The organism is Verrucomicrobiota bacterium, from assembly GCA_039027815.1.
Classification (GTDB): domain Bacteria; phylum Verrucomicrobiota; class Verrucomicrobiia; order Verrucomicrobiales; family JBCCJK01; genus JBCCJK01.
This window is the reverse complement of record JBCCJK010000027.1, coordinates 1-18,084: the sequence shown is the minus strand read 5'-3', so window position 1 is coordinate 18,084 and position 18,084 is coordinate 1. Positions and strand designations below refer to the sequence as shown.

The following is an 18,084-nucleotide window of genomic DNA, read 5'->3' as shown; positions in this document are numbered from 1 at the left end:
GCCTGATACCAGGCTGCAGAATTGGCTCGAAAGACACCGGCTCTCCCTTCCCCGCGCTTCAGCGCCTCTTCCCCACACCTTCTTCCCTCCATTCTAACAGTGTATTCTGGAGCTTGATATTAGAAGCGGTCTCGCAAATAGAAGTCGTATTCTTTGTGAGGTGTATAGGAGTCATCGATGAATAGGGTAGAGAACCAATGGGATACCGCGAAGACCATCCTAGCAGAAGCCCCCCGGAAACCGGGGTAGCAAGCTTTCCCCGGTGGCCCGCGACGTCCCCGGCGCGGTGGGGGGAGACTTGTGTTCTGGGTGCAGCTGATCCCAAGTGATAGGTAGTCGGAAAGGCCTTGGGTGGGTGAGTGGTTTACGAATTAGCTCATCGCACCCGCCGCGCCGGGGACGTCGCGGGCCACCGATACTAGGCGTTTTCAAAGAGCGGTCTCCATGAATAGAAATCGTCCTATTTATGAGGCCGCTTCTAGTGCTTGATGTGGAAGCCGGGCTCTGGTTGCGAGCTGGTGAGGGTTTCGCTTTCTTCTTTGCGGATGTGGCCTCCTAAGACGCTTTCGCGGATTTCCTGGAGGAAGGCTTCCAGTTCTTTTTCTTCGCCGGAGATTTGGAGCGCTACCCGCCCGTCGGCCAGGTTGCGGACCCAGCCGGAGAGGTCATAGCCCATGGCGATTTGTTTCGTGGTGTAGCGGAATCCGACTCCTTGGACCCGCCCTTCATAGTAGACTTGCTTGGCGGTCATGGTCCTGGGGCTGCGCTCATGGCGGCTTCGAGGCGTTGGCGGAGTGGGGGGCTGGTGGCGTCGATGTAGTGGACGGTGTTTGGCTGCGGGCGCCAGAGTTTGGCGCTGCGCGGGCCTTCGCTCAGCCAGCTGGTTTCGCTTTCCCGGATGGCGGGGACGAAGGTTTCGGCTTCCACCAAGGGGAGGAAGGCGGTCACGAAGTTTTGGGCGGCTTTTTCGGTTTCGAAGCGCAGTCGCCAGATCAGCTGGTCCCCTTCATCGCTTTGGAACCAGGTTTGGTAGCGATCGCCCCGCCAGCCTTGGGCGGCTTCCGGTGTGTCGAGGAGGTGGGCGATGGCCCATTCTCCCAGGGTGTTGGCGCGGAGTTCGGTCCATTTCTCCCCGGGCAGGGGGAGGTCCTTCCAGGCTGGTTGCGGGAGGGGCGCGGCCTCGGGGTGAAGGATTTCCCGGGTGGTGCGGGGTGGGTTTTGGTAGAGTTCGGCGAGGGTGCGGCCGGCTTCGAGGCGGGCTTGGACGTAGGCGTGGCCTTGTTGGTGAAGGAAGCGGGTGCGCGCGCGGAGGAAGTCGGGGATGCCATAAAGGGCGTCGCGGACGTCTTCGGCCCCATCGGTGGGGGTTTCTTTCGGTCCGAGGATGGTTTCTTCGATCCATTTGGCGGTCCCGTAGGAGAGGGCGGCCAGGGCGAGGTCTTGGTCATCGTTTTCCGGGATGACGAGGGGCCCGCCGATCTGGTGGTGCTGCTGGTCGAGCATGCGGGAGAGGGCGGGGGCGACGAGGCGGAGGCTGGCGTCGATTTCGTCGAAGTCGAAGCCTTCGGTCATGAGGAGGCTTTGCTGGGTGGGGTCGAAGAAGACGATCGATTCCCCGGCGTAGAGCCGAGAGTAGACGGTCCAGAGATTGAGCTGGTCTTGGAAGAGTCCCAGGCGGGCGTAGCTGCGATTGAAGGCGTCGAGCTTTTCTTCTTCCAGCCAGCCGGTGACCGCTTCGGAGACGGCGTCGTCATAGTCCATGCGGGGGAGCTTGAGGTAGAGGGGCGGAGGATTGAAAGGCAGGCCGCGCAGGGCGGTGATGCGCCCCTGGAGGTCGGTGGGCGGGGGGATGCTTTCCGGGGCGTTCGTTTCGCCTTCTTGCAGCAGTTGGAGGTAGTCCTGCATGAGGGTTTCCCGGTCGCCTTCGAGGATGTCGATTTGGTTCTGCGCGTCCACGAGTTGCGCTTCCAGTTCGGTGGGCGCGCTGGAGGCGATCCCTTCGAGGGCGCGCAGTTTCCATACTTGGCCCCAGAGAAAGGAGCCCAGTGCCAGCCCGCTGGCCGAGAGGAAGAGGAGCAGGGCGAGGGGTGACTTCATGGCGGGGGCGAGTCTAGCCGCCGAAGAGGGGCCGCCGCTCCGGTTTTTGGGGGACGTTGCCCGGTCGCGTAGGCTGCTGCGGTGAGGGCGTGCCAGGGGGTTGGTAGTAACGGGGCGGCGAAGCCCCATTACTGAGAGCCGGGACCGGCGGGGCGAGGGGGGCTGCTTGGCGGACTTCTTCCGACATGGCATGGGTGTTCCCGACGGGGATCTGGATGGGGGGGGCGACGGGGGCGAGGGGCTGATTTCGATTCCGGATGCTGAAGGCGTGGGCGGGGAGGGGTTGGCCGTTGGCGTCGTAGCGATGTTTGACCAAGCGGACGAGTTCTTTGTCCCGATTGTACATGCCTTCTTCCACGAGTTTGCCGCTGTAGGGGTCGTATTCGAAGAGGACGTGGAAGAGGAGGTTGCCGGTGGGGTCGTAGATGGCGGCCCGTTTTTCGCGGCCTTGGGCATCCAGGAAGTACGTTTGTTTTTTGACGATGTTCCCGTCTGGGTCCCGGGTGATGGTGGTGAGCGAGCGATCGTTGACGTTGCGAAGGATTTCCGTGCGATTGCCATCGGGGTGGATGACGATGCGCACTCCGTGATCCGGGTTTTTTTGGCTCCAGCCCAGGGAAGGAAGCAGGAGGCTGAGAATGAAGATGCGAAGTCCCGCCATCAGGGAGAGAGACTAGGGGATGGTAGAGGAAAACGAAAGGCCGAAATCGCCCGCCATCTGGCGGGGGCCGCGGGGCGATTTATCGCTCGCCCGAGCGGCTCTCATGGGGGTGCTCAATGTGACGCCTGATTCCTTTTCCGATGGAGGGCAGTTCATCCGGGTGGAGTCGGCGGTGGCCCATGGGCGAGCCATGCTGGGGAGGGGGGCCCGGATTCTCGATGTGGGCGGGGAGTCTTCCCGCCCGGGGGCGCAACCGGTTTCGGAAGCGGAGGAGCGGGCTCGGGTGGTGCCGGTGATCGAGGGCTTGCGACGAGTCACGGAGGCTTGGATCACCATCGATACGGTGAAGCCGAGCGTGGCGGCCGCCGCCATGGCAGCTGGGGCCGATGGCATCAATGACATCACCGGCTTGCGCGATCCCGAGATGCGCGAGGTGGCGATCGCTTCCGGGGCGGCGGTCGTGATAATGCATATGCAGGGCACGCCGCGGACGATGCAGGAGCGGCCCGGCTACCTGGATGTGGTGGCGGAGGTGAGGGCCTTTCTGCAATCGCAGGTGGAGCGGGCCGTCCAGGAGGGGATGGAGCGAGAGCGGATCGCCTTGGATCCTGGGATCGGTTTTGGCAAGACGCTCGAGCACAATCTGGCCTTGCTGAGGGCCTTGCCGGTTTTGGTAGCTCTGGGGCAGCCGGTCCTTTTGGGGGTTTCGCGGAAGTCGTTCTTGGGGAGGGTGCTCCAGCTGCCTGAGGCCGGGGATCGAGATGCGGCCACGGCCGCGCTCAGCTGTTGGGCGCGGGCGCGGGGGGTTCTCTTGCACCGGGTGCACGATGTGCAGCGCAATGAGGAGGCCCTTCGCATGGGGGAGGCCATTGCGGGTCCTCTCCGTTGACGTCTTCCGCTCGACCCGGTAGCATGGCGGCGGCGATGGACGTTTACTTTTCCAGTCCCTGGCGGGCGGCGGTGGAGATCCTCATCCTGACGGTTCTGTTCTACCAGCTCTACAAGCATTTCCGCAAGACGCGGGGGGCGCGCATTTTGACGGGCTTTGTCGTTCTTTTGCTGACTCTGACTTTGGTGTCGGAGTTGCTCGATCTGGTGGTGATCGGCACCATCATCAAGAGCATTTCCGCGATCCTGGCCTTGGCCTTGGTGGTGACGTTCCAACCGGAGCTGCGTCGCTTGCTGGGGGATCTCGGCAGCCACCGGCTTTTTTCCATCACCGACGCCAAGCGGGAGCAAATCGAGTTGCTGGTGGAGGCGATCCAACAGCTTTCCAACAAGCGTTTTGGGGCGCTCATCGCGATCGAACGCGGCATCGAGCTGACTCAGTATAGCGAGACGGGCGTGACCTTGAACGCAGAGGTTTCCACGGAGTTGCTCCTTTCGATTTTTCACCCCCGGGCTTCTCTCCACGATGGGGGCGTCGTTTTGGACAAGGACAAGATCGCCGCGGCCGGCTGTGTCTTTCCCCTGAGCCAGCGAGAGATGCAGGACCGTTCCATCGGCCTGCGGCACCGGGCCGGGGTGGGGGTGACGGAGGAGAGCGATGCCATCGCCATCATTGTCTCCGAGGAGACGGGCTCGGTTTCTCTCTGCCAGAACGGCGAGCTGATGAAAGGCTTGAAGCCGGAGGCTTACCGCCGGAAGCTGGGACAGTGGCTGTTTCCCGACACCATCGAAGAAGAAGACCAACCGAAGAATGAAAGACCTGTTGCTGGTGAATTGGAAGTCGAAACTGGTGGCGCTGGGAGTGGCGGTGATCGTGTGGTTCCTAATCCGGACGCATGAGGCACGTCAGGGGCAAGTCTCCCTCGACGGGCGACCGACTCTGGCCGAGGTCAGCGAGAACGGTTTTTCGGCCGCCGAACGATTTCCATGCACTACTTCATCACCGGGACGGATACGGGCGCGGGCAAGACTTATGTGACTTGCCTGCTTCTCCAAGCACTGCGCGAGGAGGGCATTCGGGCAGTGGGCTACAAGCCGGTCAGTTGTGGTGGCTTGGAGGACGCCAAAGCCTTGCAGGAGGCGAGTGAGGAGGGTCTCACCCTCGAGGAGATCAATCCCTTGGCCTATTTGACGGCGGCGGCCCCTTTGGTGGCGGCCCAGATCGAGAGCAAGCCGATGGAAATCGCTCCCCTGGTGGACGGTTTCCTGGACCTGCAATCGCGCTTCGATGTGGTGCTGGTGGAAGGGGCGGGGGGCTGGGCGGTGCCCATTTCAGAAGAGGAGAGCATGGCGGATCTGGCGAAGGCGCTGGGCCTCCCCGTGGTGGTGGTGGTGAACAATCGATTGGGTGCCCTCAACCATTCCCTTCTCACCTGGAAGGCCATTCAAGAAACAGGCCTGCCGCAGAAGGGCTGGATCTTCAATCATCTGGTGGATGAGCTCGACTTGGCCTCCGTTTCCAACAAGGGCGTCTTAGAAAGGCTGACCCAGCTCCCGATCTTGGCAGAGGTGTTGCGGGAGAACGAGTGGATCGAGGCGGATTGGGTGGAGCCGGGTTGATGGCGGAATGCCTCCCATGCTTTCCTGACAAGCCCCCCAGGGTGGGGTCGCTTTCCTAGCATGAAGTCTGGGGCGGGATCTGGTCGGTGGACGCTTGCGGTGGGCGTCTTTTTGTCTTCTTGGATGGCGGCGGTGGCTGGACCGGAGTCGATTGAGCGACTCGACCCGGGGCTCGACGCCATCATCGCTCCCGGCACCCAAATCGAGACGCTCTGCACGGGATTTCGCTGGGCGGAGGGTCCGGTCTGGGACGCGGCGCAGGCGCGCTTGCTCTTCTCGGATGTGCCCAACAATATCGTCTACCAATGGCGGGAGGGGGACAAAGAAGCTTCGATCTACTTGCAACCCTCGGGCTTTACCGGTCCGATCGGGAGCGCGAGGGTTTCCGGGGCCAATGGGCTGGCCTGGGATCAGGCGGGGCGACTTCTCTCGTGCGAACATGGCGATCGCCGCGTTTCCGTCCTCACTGAAAGCGGGGGGAAGTTGACGGTGGCGGATCGCTTTCAAGGGAAGCGGTTCAACTCCCCGAATGACCTCGCCCTGCATAGCGGAGGCGATCTTTATTTCACCGATCCGCCCTATGGTTTGCCGGAAGGAGAGGACGACCCCTCTCGGGAGCTGCCTTTTTTCGGGGTCTTTCGCGTGACGCCTGCGGGAGAGGTCCACTTGCTCGTCGATTCGCTGATCCGCCCGAATGGCCTCGCCTTCTCCCCGGATGAAAGCGTGCTGTATGTGGCGCAGAGCCACCGCCCCGCTCCCGTCATCATGGCCTACCCGGTGAAGGCCGATGGCAACTTGGGAGAAGGCGAGGTCTTCTTCGATAGCAGCCCGCTTTCCGGGCCGGGCTTGCCGGATGGCCTCAAGGTGGGGCCGGATGGAACGGTCTTCGCGACCGGCCCCGGCGGCCTCCTCATTCTCAACCCCCAAGGCCAGCTTCTGGGCCGGGTTCTTTGCACGCGGCCCACGGCCAATGTGGCCTTTGGCAATGGGGGGCGCTTTCTCTACCTGACTTCGCAAGATCGAGTTTTGCGATTGCCTCTGGCACCTTCGGCACCTTAGTCAGCTGGGGCAGCTCGGGATCAGAAGTGAATGGCCATGCCTTCGGCGGCGCTGGCGGCTTCGTGAATGGATTCGCTCAGAGTGGGGTGGGCGTGGATGGTGTTTTCCAGTTCCTCCAAGGTGGCTTCCATTTCAATAGCCAAGCCAATTTCAGCGATCAGTTCGGTGGCATTGTCCCCGATGATGTGCGCGCCCAGGACTTCGTGGTGTGTTTTGCCCACGACCAGTTTCACGAAGCCGCCCGGCTCGCCCACGGCGATGGCTTTGCCGATGGCTTGGAAGGGAATCTTGCCCGTGATGTAGTCGATGCCCTTTTCTTTGGCTGCCCGTTCGGTCAGGCCCACGCTGGCTACCTGGGGGTGGCAGTAGGTGCAGCCTGGGAAGGTTTCCACTCGCTTGGGGGTGTGGCCCTGCTTGTAAATGCCTTCGATGCATTGGATGGCCTCGAAACTGGCGGTGTGCGCCAGCCAGGGGGGGCCAATGATATCGCCCACCGCGAAGACGCCTTTCATGGTGGTTTCATAGCGATCGTTTACCACCAGATACCCGCGGTCCAGCTTGGCCTTTTCGACCCCTTTGGGCAAGACGGCTTGGACGCCGATGGCCACCAAGCAGAGGTCCGCTTTCAGGGTTTGCTTTTTCTTGCCTTCGACGGTGATCTCGACCCCTTGGGCGGTCTTTTTTATGTCGGTGGTCTTGGTGTTCGTCAGGCAGGTGATGCCCTGTTTTTTGAAGGCCTTGGCCAGCTCCTTGCTGATTTCCTCGTCCTCCACCGGTAAGATGTTTGGTTGCATCTCCACTACGGTGACTTTGGTGCCGTAAGCGTTGAAAACGTAGGCAAACTCGATCCCAATGGCGCCGGCTCCGATGATGACGATTTCCTTGGGCTGCTCTTTCAGGACCATGGCTTCCTTAGAGCTGATGATCTTTTCACCGTCGAAGGGGAAACCGGGCATGTCCCGGCTTTTGCACCCGGTGGCAATGAGCAGGTCGGTGCAGTCGTGGGTTTCTTTTTTGCCGTCGGCCGTTTCCACCTCGACTTTTCCCGGACCGAGGACTTTGCCTTGGCCTGCGAGGTAATCGACTTTGTTCTTTTTGAAGAGGAATTCGATGCCCCCTGCCAGTTGGTCCGAGACCTTGCGTGATCGGCCCACGATCTTAGACCAATCAAAGGTCAGGTTTTCGGCCGAGAGACCGAACTCCTCCGCCCGGTGTTTCATGGTGTGGTAGAGTTCGGCGTTCTTCAGGAGAGACTTGGTGGGGATGCAGCCCCAGTTCAGACAAGTGCCTCCCGCGCGGTCCATTTCGACGCAGGCCACTTTTTTTCCGAGTTGAGCGGCACGGATGGCTCCCACGTAGCCCGCAGGCCCGCCGCCGATGACGATAAGGTCGTATTTCATAGATAGGGGCTGCGACGTTTGCAGCCCGTCCAGCCTTGGTGAGATCCGGTGCATTTCAATCGAAAAGGAGCTTCTTTTCGCGGGCGCCTGGACTGGTTTCGTGGGTGGCAAGCCCTCGCCGGAGGGGGTCCCGGTGGGGCGCTACTCTAGGAGCCGAAGCCGGATGTTTCGGAAGGCGATCTTCCCACGATTGAATTGCAGCCCGATGTGGCCGGCGGGGCGGGGGCTTTGGACGGTCAGCTCATAGAGTTTTTCCCCATCGAGCGTGACGCTCAAGACGCCCTTTTGGACCTGGAGGCGATAGCTCCTCCACTCGTCTTTTTCCCCGAGTCCTTCTTTCCGAAGAAACTTGACGACGCTCCCGGTGGGGAAGGGATTGGTGGGTGGGGCGATGTTGATTTCGTAGCAGTCGGTGGCTTCGTTTTCCACGACCGGCTCCGAGTTCAAGAAGATCCCGCTATTGGTGTCGAGCGGGGCTTTGAATTCCACCTCAAGCTCGTAGTTCAGGTAGCGTTCGGCGGTGGTGAGCAGGCTGATTTCGCCCTCACTGGCCGTGATGGTGCCGTCTTCCACCGCCCAGTTGACTGGGCCCTGCGCGGTCCAGCCTGCCAGAGTTTCCCCATCAAATAAGGAGATCCATTCCTCTCCGTAGGTGGTGGCGGTCAGGGCGAAAAAAAGAGCCAGTCGCTTCATCCAACCAAGAGAGACCAAGCCTCTTCGGAAGCAATCGGCTTTTCTGGCGCTTTCACTCCGGCGCCGACAAGAGGCTGGCCAAGGGTGCCAGGATTTCCGCCACTTGCTGCGGAGTGAGTAGAAAGACGAAGGGCTCTTCATCGCGGCGGCCGTAATAAAAGGCGGCCTGCGGTTGCTCGGTGGGCGCGGCGATTTTCAAAAAGAGGGTTTCTTCGCGCGTTTCGAAGTTCTTGGGGTCCATTTTTTCCATTCGCAGTCCCAAGGTGAGAAGCGGGTTTTCCAGACGTTCCAGGGCCTGCCTTTTTGAGTCGAGGAGCCACCGCTCGGCGCGATAATTTCCGAGGACTTTCGCGAGGGCTTGGGCGGCGGCCGGGTCGAGCTGAGGCCCGGCGTCCTGACCGTTGACGAAGGCTTGCCACTGATTGCGCTGGAAGTTGTAGTCCAGTTCGATGGTGTTGCCGGCAGCGTCTTGGATGCCGAGAGCACGCAGCTCGAGCATGGAAAAACTGCTGACGAGGGTGTCCCGCCAGGCTTCGGGGCGGGTGGGGAAGGCGTCGAGGACGCTTTCGGGGACCTCGACCACAAAGGGCTGGTCCCGCCGAGTCACCCAGACCCGCCCGTCCTCTTGGCGGACGAAGCGCAGCAGGCGAGGAGACGAGCCATCGAGAGGAAAGATGGAAAGCTCCAAATCGGGTTCATCAAAGCCATACTCGCCAAGCGTGCCCAGGGAGTCTGTCACGAACTCTTGGATGATTTTCGAGTGCACGGTTTGGAGGGCGAACTCGATAAGGGGGTCGTTGGCGGGCTGGATCTCGCCCAAAAATCCGAGCGACCAGCGATGGCCGAGGTTTTCGAGGAAGAAGTCGGCATTGCCGGGAGAACGAAAGACGACGTTGCGAATTTCTTCGGGGGCGAGGTGGACCAAGCGCCGACTCCGAAGGTCGTTCACTTTTGGGACGAGGCGCTTGGCCGTGCTGGCCGGCAACTTCATGACGAGATCACGCTGCCCGTGAGACACGCTCAGGAGGTCGCCTCCGTTTTGCTCGCCAAAGTGAAATTCGAGAGAGGTGCGCTCTCGTTCTTCGGTCCCGCCCAAGGCCAAATCAGTGGAGAGGCGCAGGCTGCCCTCTTGAGAGGGCGCGCTTTCGGGGCGGGCCAAAATCTGGGTGGCTCGCAGATCAAAGCAGTCTTCCAAAAGGGCAGTCACCACTTCTTGGTCGGCGCGATCTCGAATCGGACTGGCGAGCTGCCAAGGGGCCTCCGGGCTGCTCCGCTCGAGGGAGATTTCCCCCTGGGCATCGCCAAAGACGAGCTGCACCGCCAAGGCCATTTCCCGAGGAAAGGGGTGCGGATTTCGATAGAGCGCAAAAGGGCGGTCGAGTGCTTCGCGGACCGCTCCCGTGGCGAGGTAGAGGCGGGCATCACCTTCCCGGTCGAGGAGACGGAGGTAGCTCGTCGCCAAACGCTCTCGCTCCTCTTCTTCGGTGGCGACTTCCAGCTGGAGTGGCGAGCGGCTCCCGAGGGCGAGGCGAGCCAGGACTTGCTCGTGCTTGTCAAAGCACTCCACGAGCAGTTCCTGTCCTTCAGCCAAACCGTAGGCAGCCCATTGCGCTCCCTCGGGCAGGCGGTCCATGCTTTCGACCACCCGGGCCTGGTCAAGAAATTGCACCAGCGCTGGGGCGAGGGAAGGATCGAGCTCGTCCTCGAAGGGGGTCGTCACGACCCAGCGGCGACCGTTCCAGTGAAAGCGACATTCCTCTGTCCCTCGCTGCAAGCGGACTCGGGCCACGGTCTCGGGAGAAAACTGGTAGAAGGCCTCCCCCTCGTCGAGCGCGGGGGGCACGCTGCGCCAATCGACCCCCCCCAAAGCCACCAGAGCCACCCCGAGGGCGAGGCTTGGCAGAACGAGCTGTGGCAGAGCAAAGCGCATGGTCATTCACGGCGAAGTCGCCAGACGTAGAGCGCAAAGAGGAGCGCGCCCGCCGGCAGGAAAATGAGCAGGAGTCGATTGAGGAAGGTGCGGTCCTCCTCACGGATGTCGGCCGTGAAAAGGAGGGATTGCTCCGGCGTGGTCCCCACGAGTTCTTCCCGTTTCATGGCCCAGTTGAGCGCGCTCGAGATGAAATCGTAGTTCGGTTTGATGAGCGGCACGGGGTCGAGCAAATGGGGATTGCCTACCACCACCAGGCGGGGGGTGGAGACCTTCAGCGTGCCGTCTTCCACGCCTCCGAGTTCACTCATGGCCGCGAGGGCGACGGGGCCGGGCTCATCCAAGGTCGGGCTGAGCACGACCGGCTCTTCGGTCGGCCGGGTCTCGCCCCAGAAGGCCTCGGTGCTTTCGATGAGAGGGGTGGGGCGGATTTTGAGGGCCAGGAAGGTGGAGTCATTTTCAAAGACTTCCAGAGATTGAGACACTCCAGGAAAGCGGGTGTCGGTATTCCGAAAACTAGCCGTCCAGGGGATCCCAGGAGTGAAGCGGGCGGCCACCTCATAATCGAGCGTCAGGCCGGAGACGGGACTTTGCACGGTCCGCAGGACCACATTCCCCTGCGGCGAAATCCCAAAAGTCCGGGCAAAGGCATTCAGATTGGGCGTCTCGTATTCTGGGTTCAGAAGAAGCAAGAGCGCGCCCGCCTTTTCTCGCCACCAGTCGTGGACCAAGCGCAATTCGTCTTCGCTCAGGTCATAGCGGGGATTGATGAGCACGAGCGCGCGGGCGTCCTCTGGGATGGTCTCGATGGAATCGAGGCTGAGCTCGCTCAGCCGACCATGCTGGCGCGCCAGGATGCTCTGGAGAGTCGCACTGGCGGTCCCTCCGCTGGTTTGAGGCAGAGCGCCTTTCCCGGTCAGAAGATAAACCTGCGCGGGGTCGGTGATGGCGACCGAGTAAATGGCCGAAGACAGCGCTTCTTCCCCCGTCCGGGCCAGCAGCAGGGGAGTGCTCTTGCTCTCATCGAAGACCGCCATGTTGCTTTCAGCAATGGTCAGCTGGGACTCTCCGCAAACGACGATGATCGAGTTGCCGACGAATTCGACGCCAAAGCGCTGGGCCAGCTCGGCCGCTCGATTCGGCTCCCGCACCGGGTCGAAGGCATGGACTTGGAGGCGGCTCTTGGCCGCTTGGCGGTAGGTCTCAGCCAGTTCGCGGGCGTAGTGGTAAAGCGGCGAACTGCGACGGAAGGCCACCACCAGGTGGACGGTCTGGTCGAGACTGTGGAGAAAGTTGCGGGTGGAAGAGGAGAGGGTCAGCCGCTGGTCCTCCGTGAAGTCCCGCTGGAAGTAATGCTGGCAGGAGAGCACATTGACCGAGACGAAGAGCACGAGCGCCCCGCCGATTTGAAGCGACCGCCAGAGAGGACGGAGGCGACGGTCGCGGGCCGAGGCAGGTGGGTGGTCCGTTTGGCTCATGCGTCAGACCCCTCCTCGCTGTTGGCGCAGAGCGGTGTAGGTCAGGAAGAGAAAGAAGGCCGCCAGGCTGAGGTGCCAAAAGAGCGGGCGGGTATCAAAGAGGCCTTGGGAGAAGCGCCGCATGTGGGAGCTGGCGCTGACGTGTTCGACGATGGCTTGGGTCACGGTCGGCAGATTGCGGAAGAACTCGTTCAAGAAACCGAAGGCAAAGAAGGCCAGCAAAATGGTGAAGGTGAGCAGGGCGGCCAGGAGCTGATTCGAGGTCAGGGCAGAACCAAAGCAGCCCACGGCTAGCATCTGGGCCCCCAAGAGCAGAATGAGGGCATAGGCACACCAGTAGGCCCGCCCGCTGATGATGGCGTCCTGGCCGGTCACCCATTCGAAAATGCGAAAGTTGAGCCCGCTCGGCAGCCACAAAAGCGTGAAGAGAATGAGCGCGGCGGTGTATTTCGCGAGCACCACCGAGCTGACGTTCACCGGTGCGGTGAAAAGGGTTTCTATGGTGCCGAGCTTCTTCTCCTCTGCGAAAAGGCGCATCGTGAGCAGCGGCACGATCACGAGCAGGGGCATCCAAAAGAGCAGGAGCGAGTTCGCGTTGAAGACGATTTGCACCAAACCAAAAGGGGAAGGCCCTTTCGTGAATTCGCCGACCGAGAAACTGAAGGCCAGTCCTTGCGTGAAGATCAGAAATCCTAAAGCGAGATAGGTCACCGGTGAGTTGCGGTAGACGTTCAGCTCTTTTTTTAAGAGGATCCAATAGGCGCGCATGGCTCAGGCGTCGGGATGGGTGATTTCAGTGAAGACGTCCTCGAGGGACGCCCGCTTGAAGCGGAACTCCCGCAGGGGCCAGCCGTGCTCTTTGACCAATCGATCCAGCTGCGGCCGGACGTCCTCGCCCGCCACGCAGCGGATGACGAGGCGAGTCCAGTCTTCTGCCAAAGGCGTCGCCACCACTTTGCGGACGCCGGCCAGTTTGCGGCAAAGTCGCTCCACATTGGCCTCGCCCGGCTGGACCTCCACCACGAGGGTGCTAGCTCGGCGGAGCTGCTTGGCGAGAAGCCCCGGGGTGTCCGAGGCCTTGACCGTGCCGCGGTCGAGGATAATGACCTTGTCGCAAATGGCCTCCACTTCGCTCAAAATGTGGGTGGAGAGAAGGATGGTGTGCTTCTCCCCCAAGTTTTTGATGAAGTCGCGCACCTGGCGGATTTGATTGGGATCGAGACCATTGGTCGGCTCGTCGAGAATGAGGAGAGGGGGGCGGTGAATGAGGGCGTCCGCCAGCCCGACTCGTTGCCGGTAGCCCTTGGAGAGATTCTGAATGATTTTGCGCCGCACCTCTTCCAGACCGCATTGCTTCATGACGACCTCCGTCCGCTCGCGACACTCTTTTCGGGGCACGCCCTTGAGTTCGGCCCGGAAGCGGAGGTATTCCTTCACGCGCATCTCGGGATAGAGAGGGACATTTTCCGGCATGTAGCCAATGCGCCGTCGGGCTTCGAGCGAATGGGCCACCACATCGATCCCGTCCACCTCCACCCGGCCCTGGGTGGGCGAGAGGTAGCCAGTGATCATGCGAAGCGTCGTCGTCTTGCCGGCGCCATTAGGACCGAGAAAGCCCACGATTTCTCCCCGGCCTACCTCAAAAGACACCTCCCGCACCACGGTCTTCCCATAGTATTTTTTGGTGAGCTGTTGGACGCGAATCATGAAGGCGGGGCGCGCAACTAAGGCGGGGCGGGCTGAAATGACAAGTTTCCCTTAGAATTTCCAAAGAAAACGGTGGAGAAACGCGGTTCGAAGGGGCAAGTTTTGTGTCGCTTCCCCCAAACCCTTTTCCTCCGCACCTACTTTTCGCTCCCCGCCATGAAGGCCAGCATTTCTCCCCGTGCCAACGCCGCGCTCCTCGACGCCAAATACGAGGAGTGGCGGATCGATCCGCAGAACATGGAGCCCACCTGGTCGGCCTTCTTCGAAGGCTTCGAGCTCGGGGTGGACCAGTCCAGTTCAGAGGACGGGGAATCCCTCGATGGGGTGACCCAACTGAGCGAAGAACAGATCGCTCTCCGCGCCAAGATCGTCAGCCTCGTTTACAGCTACCGCTCGCTCGGTCACACCGTCGCGGACATCGACCCGCTCGGCAAGCAGGAGCGGCGGAATGAAGCCCTGGAGTTGGCTGCATTGGGTTTCAAAGAAGCCGACCTCGACCGCGAGTTCGCCACCTCGTTTTTCCAAGGCAATCGCAAAATGACTCTCCGCATCATGATCGGGGAGCTGAGGAAAATCTATTGCGGAAAAATCGGTTTCGAATTCCTCCATATCCACAACCAGGAGATCCGGAATTGGCTGCGGGAGCGGATCGAACGTCGTTTTAATGAAGATCGCCGCCCCAAGGCCTTCATTCGCAAGAAGCTCTTCAAGTGGCTGGAAGAGGCCGAAGCGCTCGAGCACTTCCTCGGGAAGAAATTCGTCGGCGTGAAACGTTTTTCCTTGGAGGGGAGCGAGGGCATGATGGTGGGACTGAACACCGTGCTCAATCACGGCCCCGAGCTCGGCGTGGAAGAAATCGTCATGGGCATGGCCCACCGGGGCCGGGTCAATGTGCTGGCGAATTTTCTCCGCAAGCCCCTTCCGCTGCTCTTCCACGAGTTTCACTCCAGCTATGTTCCGGATCTCCTGACGGGCGATGGCGATGTGAAATACCACCTCGGCTACGAAGTGACTCGCCAAAATTGGGATGGCCAAGAGGTGAAAGTCTTCTTGGCCGCCAATCCCAGCCACCTCGAAGCGGTCAATCCCGTGGTTCAAGGCAAGGCCCGCGCCCGCCAGCGAATCATTGGCGACAGCGTGGAACGCAAGCGCGTGCTGCCCATCCTCGTCCATGGCGATGCCGCCTTCGCTGGCCAGGGCCCGGTAGCGGAAGTCCTCAATCTCTCGCAACTAACCGGCTACCGCACCGGCGGCACCATCCACCTCGTGGTGAACAACCAAATCGGCTTCACCACCATGCCAGAGGACGCTCGCTCCTCCGCCTACTGCACGGACGTGGCCAAAATGATCGACGCCCCCATCCTCCACGTGAATGGCGATGAACCGGAAGAAATCTACTGGGCCTTCAAGCTCGCGCTTCGCTACCGGCAGGACTTCGGCCGCGACATCGTCATCGACCTCCTCTGCTATCGACGCCAAGGCCACAACGAAGCCGACCAAGCGGCCTTCACCCAACCGCAGCAAGCACGCACCATCGCCGAGCAGCTCTCCGTCACCCAGAAATACAAGAAACACCTCCTGGAAGAAGACCCCGAGGTCACCGAGCCAGAGGTGCAGGAAATCATCGATGCCAATGCCAACCGCTTGGAGAAGGGCTTGACCGAGGTTAAGGCGCTCCTGGAACGGGGCGAGCCCCCGGCCGACCCCACCAAGGTCGCCATTCTCCAAAACCAATACAATTACCAGCCCTGCCCCACCGGGATCGAGACCGAGAAGCTCCTCGAACTCGGCCACCGGCTGGTGAGCGTGCCCGAGGGCTTCCGCATCAACCCCACTCTCGAAAAGCGCTTCCTTCCCCGACGCCGCGAAGCCCTCGAACAAGGCGGACCCTATGACTGGGCCTTCGCGGAAGCCCTGGCCTTCGCCTCCCTCTTGGTGGAAGGCATCGGCGTGCGCCTCTCGGGCCAGGACAGCCGCCGCGGCACCTTCAGCCAACGCCACTCCGTCTTCTACGACACCGAAACCCGGGAACGCCACATCCCCCTTCTTACTCTCTCGGAGGACCAAGCGAAATTTTGCGTCTACAATAGCCTCCTCTCGGAGAACGCCGTCCTCGGCTTCGACTACGGCTACTCCCTCATGGTGCCCCAGGTCCTCATCCTTTGGGAAGCCCAGTTTGGGGACTTCGCGAATGGGGCTCAAGTCATCATCGACCAATTCATCGCCTCCTCCGAATCGAAGTGGCAACAGCCCAGTGGCATCGTCATGCTCCTGCCGCACGGCTATGAAGGCATGGGCCCGGAGCACTCCAGCGCCCGCCTCGAGCGCTTCCTCCAGCTCTGCGCCGAGGGCAATATGCAAGTCTGCAATCTCACCAAGCCCGCGCAATACTTTCACCTCTTGCGGCGCCAGATGAAACGGGAAAACTTCCGCAAGCCGCTCATCGTCATGTCGCCCAAGAGCTTGCTCAGTCACCCGGGGTGCACCTCGCGCACCGAAGATTTTGCCGGGGAAAGCCGCTTCCAGGAAATCCTCCGTGACGAGCGATTCTTCGAGCACCCCGAGCGCGTCAGCCGCCTCATCTTCTGCTCGGGGAAAGTCTACTTCGACCTCGTGAAGTATCGTGAAGAACAGGAGCTCAACGACGTCGCCCTCATCCGTGTGGAACAACTCTACCCCTTCCACTGGGAGCTCATCAAGGAAATCATCTCGCCCTACGCGCAGGCGTCCAAATGGGTCTGGTGCCAGGAAGAACCGCTCAACCAAGGGGCTTGGTTCTACATCAGCCATCGACTCCAAAAGCTCACTCGCCACCGAATCCGCTTCGCCGGCCGGGACCGCGCCGCCAGCCCGGCCGTTGGCTCGAAGGCCCTCCATGAGGCCGAGCAGAGGAAACTCGTCGAGCAAGCCTTCCACGTCTGAGCCTGAAAATTGCCCCCACCTCGCAACCCCTCTTGCGTGGCGGCAGCTTCTGTCCTAGGCACCGGGAAAGCAAACCTCCTCCATGGCCACCGCAGTCACCATCCCCGCCGTCGGCGAATCTGTTTCCTCGGGCACCATCGCCACCTGGCACAAGCAAGACGGAGAAAACGTCGCCGTCGGTGACATCCTCCTCACCCTTGAAACCGACAAAATTTCCCAAGAGCTCGAAGCCGAAGCCGAAGGAATCCTCCGGATCGGAATCGCCGAAGGCGAAGAAGTCGAGATTGGAGCGGTCGTCGCCACCATTGAAGAAGGGACCACCACCACCGCTCCCCCCGCCGCCATCTCGGAAGAAGCCGCCGCTCCCGAGTCCCCCGCAGCCAGTCGCAGCGGGGAAACCATTGACGTAAAAATCCCCGCCGTCGGCGAATCCATCTCCTCCGGCACCATCGCCGCTTGGCACAAGCAAGACGGAGAAAACGTGGCCGTGGGCGACAATCTCCTCACCCTGGAAACGGACAAAATCTCCCAAGAACTCGAAGCGGAAGCCGACGGGGTTCTCCGGATTGCGGTCGAAGCTGGGGAGGAGGTCGAAATCGGCTCCGTGGTCGGCAAAATTCAAGTCGGGGCCGCCAAAGCCTCCCCGAAGCCCGACCCCACTCCCGCCCCGCAGACTCCGCCCCCCACCCCCCCAGTGGCTGAGCCCAAGAAAGAAAGCCCCGCCCCGGCTGCCAAGCCGCCCCGCCCGCCCGCTCCCCTCTTGGTCAAAAGTGAGGAGCGCGTCACGCGCACCAAGATGAGCCAGCTGCGCCAGAAAATCGCCAGCCACCTCGTCAACGCCCAGCAAACCGCTGCCATCCTCACCACCTTCAACGAATGCGACATGAGTGCCGTCATGGGCTTGCGCAAAGTGCTTCAAGAAGACTTCGTGGAACGCCATGGCATCAAACTCGGCTTCATGTCCTTCTTCGTAAAAGCCGTCGTGGAGGGCCTCAAAGCGGAGGCCAATATCAATGCCAGCCTCGATGGCAAAGAAATCGTGAACTACCACTACTATGACATCGGGATCGCCGTCGGCACTCCCAAAGGACTCGTCGTCCCCGTTCTGCGGGATTGCGATCAAAAAAGCTTCGCTGAAATTGAGCAAAACATCATCGACCTCGCCACCAAAGCCCGCCAAGGCAAACTCGCCTTCGAAGACCTCCAAGGAGCCACCTTCAGCATCACCAACGGCGGCATCTACGGATCGCTCCTGAGCACCCCCATCCTCAGCCCACCGCAGAGCGGTATCTTGGGCATGCACAGCATCCAACAACGCCCCATCGCGCAAAACGGCCAAGTCGTCATCAAGCCCATGATGAACCTCGCCCTCAGCTACGACCACCGCATCGTCGACGGCAAAGAAGCCGTCACCTTCCTCATCCGCGTGAAAGACTGCATCGAGAACCCTGCACGGCTGTTGGTGGGGGCTTGAGCGTTACAAAGTTCGGCTCTTCGCGGAAAATAATGGGAGAGAAGTGAGCTTGAGCAAGGGAAAAGGGTTCCCAGAGTGGGGGCATGAACTGGAGCAACACCCTGAATGAACACTACGGCCAGCTATTGGGATTGGAGGAGCCTTGGGAAGTCAAG

General features: G+C 61.2%; 15 protein-coding genes. 6 read left to right on the top strand and 9 right to left on the bottom strand.

The window, feature by feature from the left end; genetic code table 11:
• Positions 1-478 precede the first annotated feature (478 nt).
• From AAF555_08480 to AAF555_08470, 3 genes are read right to left on the bottom strand one after another with little or no spacing between them, the layout of a single operon-like run.
• Positions 479-751 (bottom strand): acylphosphatase, encoded by a 273-nt coding sequence (locus tag AAF555_08480; protein MEM6911608.1) that lies wholly within the window; start codon positions 749-751, stop codon positions 479-481.
• Complete coding sequence (locus AAF555_08475; protein MEM6911607.1) at positions 748-2,097, bottom strand: hypothetical protein; 1,350 nt, start codon at positions 2,095-2,097, stop codon at positions 748-750. Before AAF555_08475 ends, AAF555_08480 begins: the two co-directional genes overlap by 4 nt.
• A 13-nt stretch (positions 2,098-2,110) precedes the next feature.
• Positions 2,111-2,758: a hypothetical protein gene (locus AAF555_08470; protein MEM6911606.1), complete on the bottom strand. Its 648-nt coding sequence runs from the start codon at positions 2,756-2,758 to the stop codon at positions 2,111-2,113.
• Between the two features lie 19 nt (positions 2,759-2,777).
• Between AAF555_08470 and folP the strand changes: the two genes are divergently transcribed.
• From folP to AAF555_08450, 4 genes are all read left to right on the top strand, one after another.
• On the top strand, positions 2,778-3,647 hold the full coding sequence (gene folP, locus AAF555_08465) for a dihydropteroate synthase (GenBank protein MEM6911605.1): 870 nt from the start codon (positions 2,778-2,780) through the stop codon (positions 3,645-3,647).
• Positions 3,648-3,682: 35 nt separating this feature from the next.
• Positions 3,683-4,546, top strand: coding sequence for a diadenylate cyclase CdaA (gene cdaA, locus AAF555_08460; protein ID MEM6911604.1), 864 nt, complete (start codon positions 3,683-3,685; stop codon positions 4,544-4,546).
• Between the two features lie 87 nt (positions 4,547-4,633).
• Entirely contained in the window at positions 4,634-5,266 is a 633-nt protein-coding gene (bioD, locus tag AAF555_08455) for a dethiobiotin synthase (GenBank protein MEM6911603.1), read from the top strand.
• 60 nt (positions 5,267-5,326) lie between these two features.
• Positions 5,327-6,325, top strand: a complete 999-nt coding sequence (locus tag AAF555_08450; GenBank protein ID MEM6911602.1) for an SMP-30/gluconolactonase/LRE family protein — start codon at positions 5,327-5,329, stop codon at positions 6,323-6,325.
• A gap of 20 nt (positions 6,326-6,345) precedes the next feature.
• Here AAF555_08450 and lpdA read toward each other — a convergent pair whose 3' ends face one another.
• The 6 genes from lpdA to AAF555_08420 all read right to left on the bottom strand — a co-directional run bounded on the left by lpdA (position 6,346) and on the right by AAF555_08420 (position 13,533).
• Positions 6,346-7,725: a dihydrolipoyl dehydrogenase gene (lpdA, locus tag AAF555_08445; protein ID MEM6911601.1), complete on the bottom strand. Its 1,380-nt coding sequence runs from the start codon at positions 7,723-7,725 to the stop codon at positions 6,346-6,348.
• A 141-nt stretch (positions 7,726-7,866) separates the two neighbouring features.
• Positions 7,867-8,418, bottom strand: coding sequence for a DUF1080 domain-containing protein (locus tag AAF555_08440; protein MEM6911600.1), 552 nt, complete (start codon positions 8,416-8,418; stop codon positions 7,867-7,869).
• A gap of 52 nt (positions 8,419-8,470) precedes the next feature.
• On the bottom strand, positions 8,471-10,348 hold the full coding sequence (locus AAF555_08435) for a DUF4340 domain-containing protein (GenBank protein MEM6911599.1): 1,878 nt from the start codon (positions 10,346-10,348) through the stop codon (positions 8,471-8,473).
• 2 nt (positions 10,349-10,350) lie between these two features.
• Positions 10,351-11,826: a GldG family protein gene (locus tag AAF555_08430; protein ID MEM6911598.1), complete on the bottom strand. Its 1,476-nt coding sequence runs from the start codon at positions 11,824-11,826 to the stop codon at positions 10,351-10,353.
• A gap of 3 nt (positions 11,827-11,829) precedes the next feature.
• Positions 11,830-12,594, bottom strand: coding sequence for an ABC transporter permease (locus AAF555_08425; GenBank protein MEM6911597.1), 765 nt, complete (start codon positions 12,592-12,594; stop codon positions 11,830-11,832).
• A 3-nt stretch (positions 12,595-12,597) separates the two neighbouring features.
• Complete coding sequence (locus AAF555_08420; GenBank protein ID MEM6911596.1) at positions 12,598-13,533, bottom strand: ATP-binding cassette domain-containing protein; 936 nt, start codon at positions 13,531-13,533, stop codon at positions 12,598-12,600.
• A 102-nt stretch (positions 13,534-13,635) separates the two neighbouring features.
• Between AAF555_08420 and AAF555_08415 the strand changes: the two genes are divergently transcribed.
• Positions 13,636-16,455 (top strand): 2-oxoglutarate dehydrogenase E1 component, encoded by a 2,820-nt coding sequence (locus AAF555_08415; protein MEM6911595.1) that lies wholly within the window; start codon positions 13,636-13,638, stop codon positions 16,453-16,455.
• Between the two features lie 82 nt (positions 16,456-16,537).
• Positions 16,538-17,929: a dihydrolipoyllysine-residue succinyltransferase gene (gene sucB / locus AAF555_08410; protein ID MEM6911594.1), complete on the top strand. Its 1,392-nt coding sequence runs from the start codon at positions 16,538-16,540 to the stop codon at positions 17,927-17,929.
• Positions 17,930-18,084 lie beyond the last annotated feature (155 nt).

What these genes read in the sequence shown, in the direction of transcription:
- AAF555_08480 (MEM6911608.1), bottom strand. Translation starts at nt 751, where the DNA reads ATGACCGCCAAGCAAGTCTACTATGAAGGGCGGGTCCAAGGAGTCGGA.
- AAF555_08475 (MEM6911607.1), bottom strand. Translation starts at nt 2,097, where the DNA reads ATGAAGTCACCCCTCGCCCTGCTCCTCTTCCTCTCGGCCAGCGGGCTG.
- AAF555_08470 (MEM6911606.1), bottom strand. Translation starts at nt 2,758, where the DNA reads ATGGCGGGACTTCGCATCTTCATTCTCAGCCTCCTGCTTCCTTCCCTG.
- folP (MEM6911605.1), top strand. Translation starts at nt 2,778, where the DNA reads ATGGTAGAGGAAAACGAAAGGCCGAAATCGCCCGCCATCTGGCGGGGG.
- cdaA (MEM6911604.1), top strand. Translation starts at nt 3,683, where the DNA reads ATGGACGTTTACTTTTCCAGTCCCTGGCGGGCGGCGGTGGAGATCCTC.
- bioD (MEM6911603.1), top strand. Translation starts at nt 4,634, where the DNA reads ATGCACTACTTCATCACCGGGACGGATACGGGCGCGGGCAAGACTTAT.
- AAF555_08450 (MEM6911602.1), top strand. Translation starts at nt 5,327, where the DNA reads ATGAAGTCTGGGGCGGGATCTGGTCGGTGGACGCTTGCGGTGGGCGTC.
- lpdA (MEM6911601.1), bottom strand. Translation starts at nt 7,725, where the DNA reads ATGAAATACGACCTTATCGTCATCGGCGGCGGGCCTGCGGGCTACGTG.
- AAF555_08440 (MEM6911600.1), bottom strand. Translation starts at nt 8,418, where the DNA reads ATGAAGCGACTGGCTCTTTTTTTCGCCCTGACCGCCACCACCTACGGA.
- AAF555_08435 (MEM6911599.1), bottom strand. Translation starts at nt 10,348, where the DNA reads ATGCGCTTTGCTCTGCCACAGCTCGTTCTGCCAAGCCTCGCCCTCGGG.
- AAF555_08430 (MEM6911598.1), bottom strand. Translation starts at nt 11,826, where the DNA reads ATGAGCCAAACGGACCACCCACCTGCCTCGGCCCGCGACCGTCGCCTC.
- AAF555_08425 (MEM6911597.1), bottom strand. Translation starts at nt 12,594, where the DNA reads ATGCGCGCCTATTGGATCCTCTTAAAAAAAGAGCTGAACGTCTACCGC.
- AAF555_08420 (MEM6911596.1), bottom strand. Translation starts at nt 13,533, where the DNA reads ATGATTCGCGTCCAACAGCTCACCAAAAAATACTATGGGAAGACCGTG.
- sucB (MEM6911594.1), top strand. Translation starts at nt 16,538, where the DNA reads ATGGCCACCGCAGTCACCATCCCCGCCGTCGGCGAATCTGTTTCCTCG.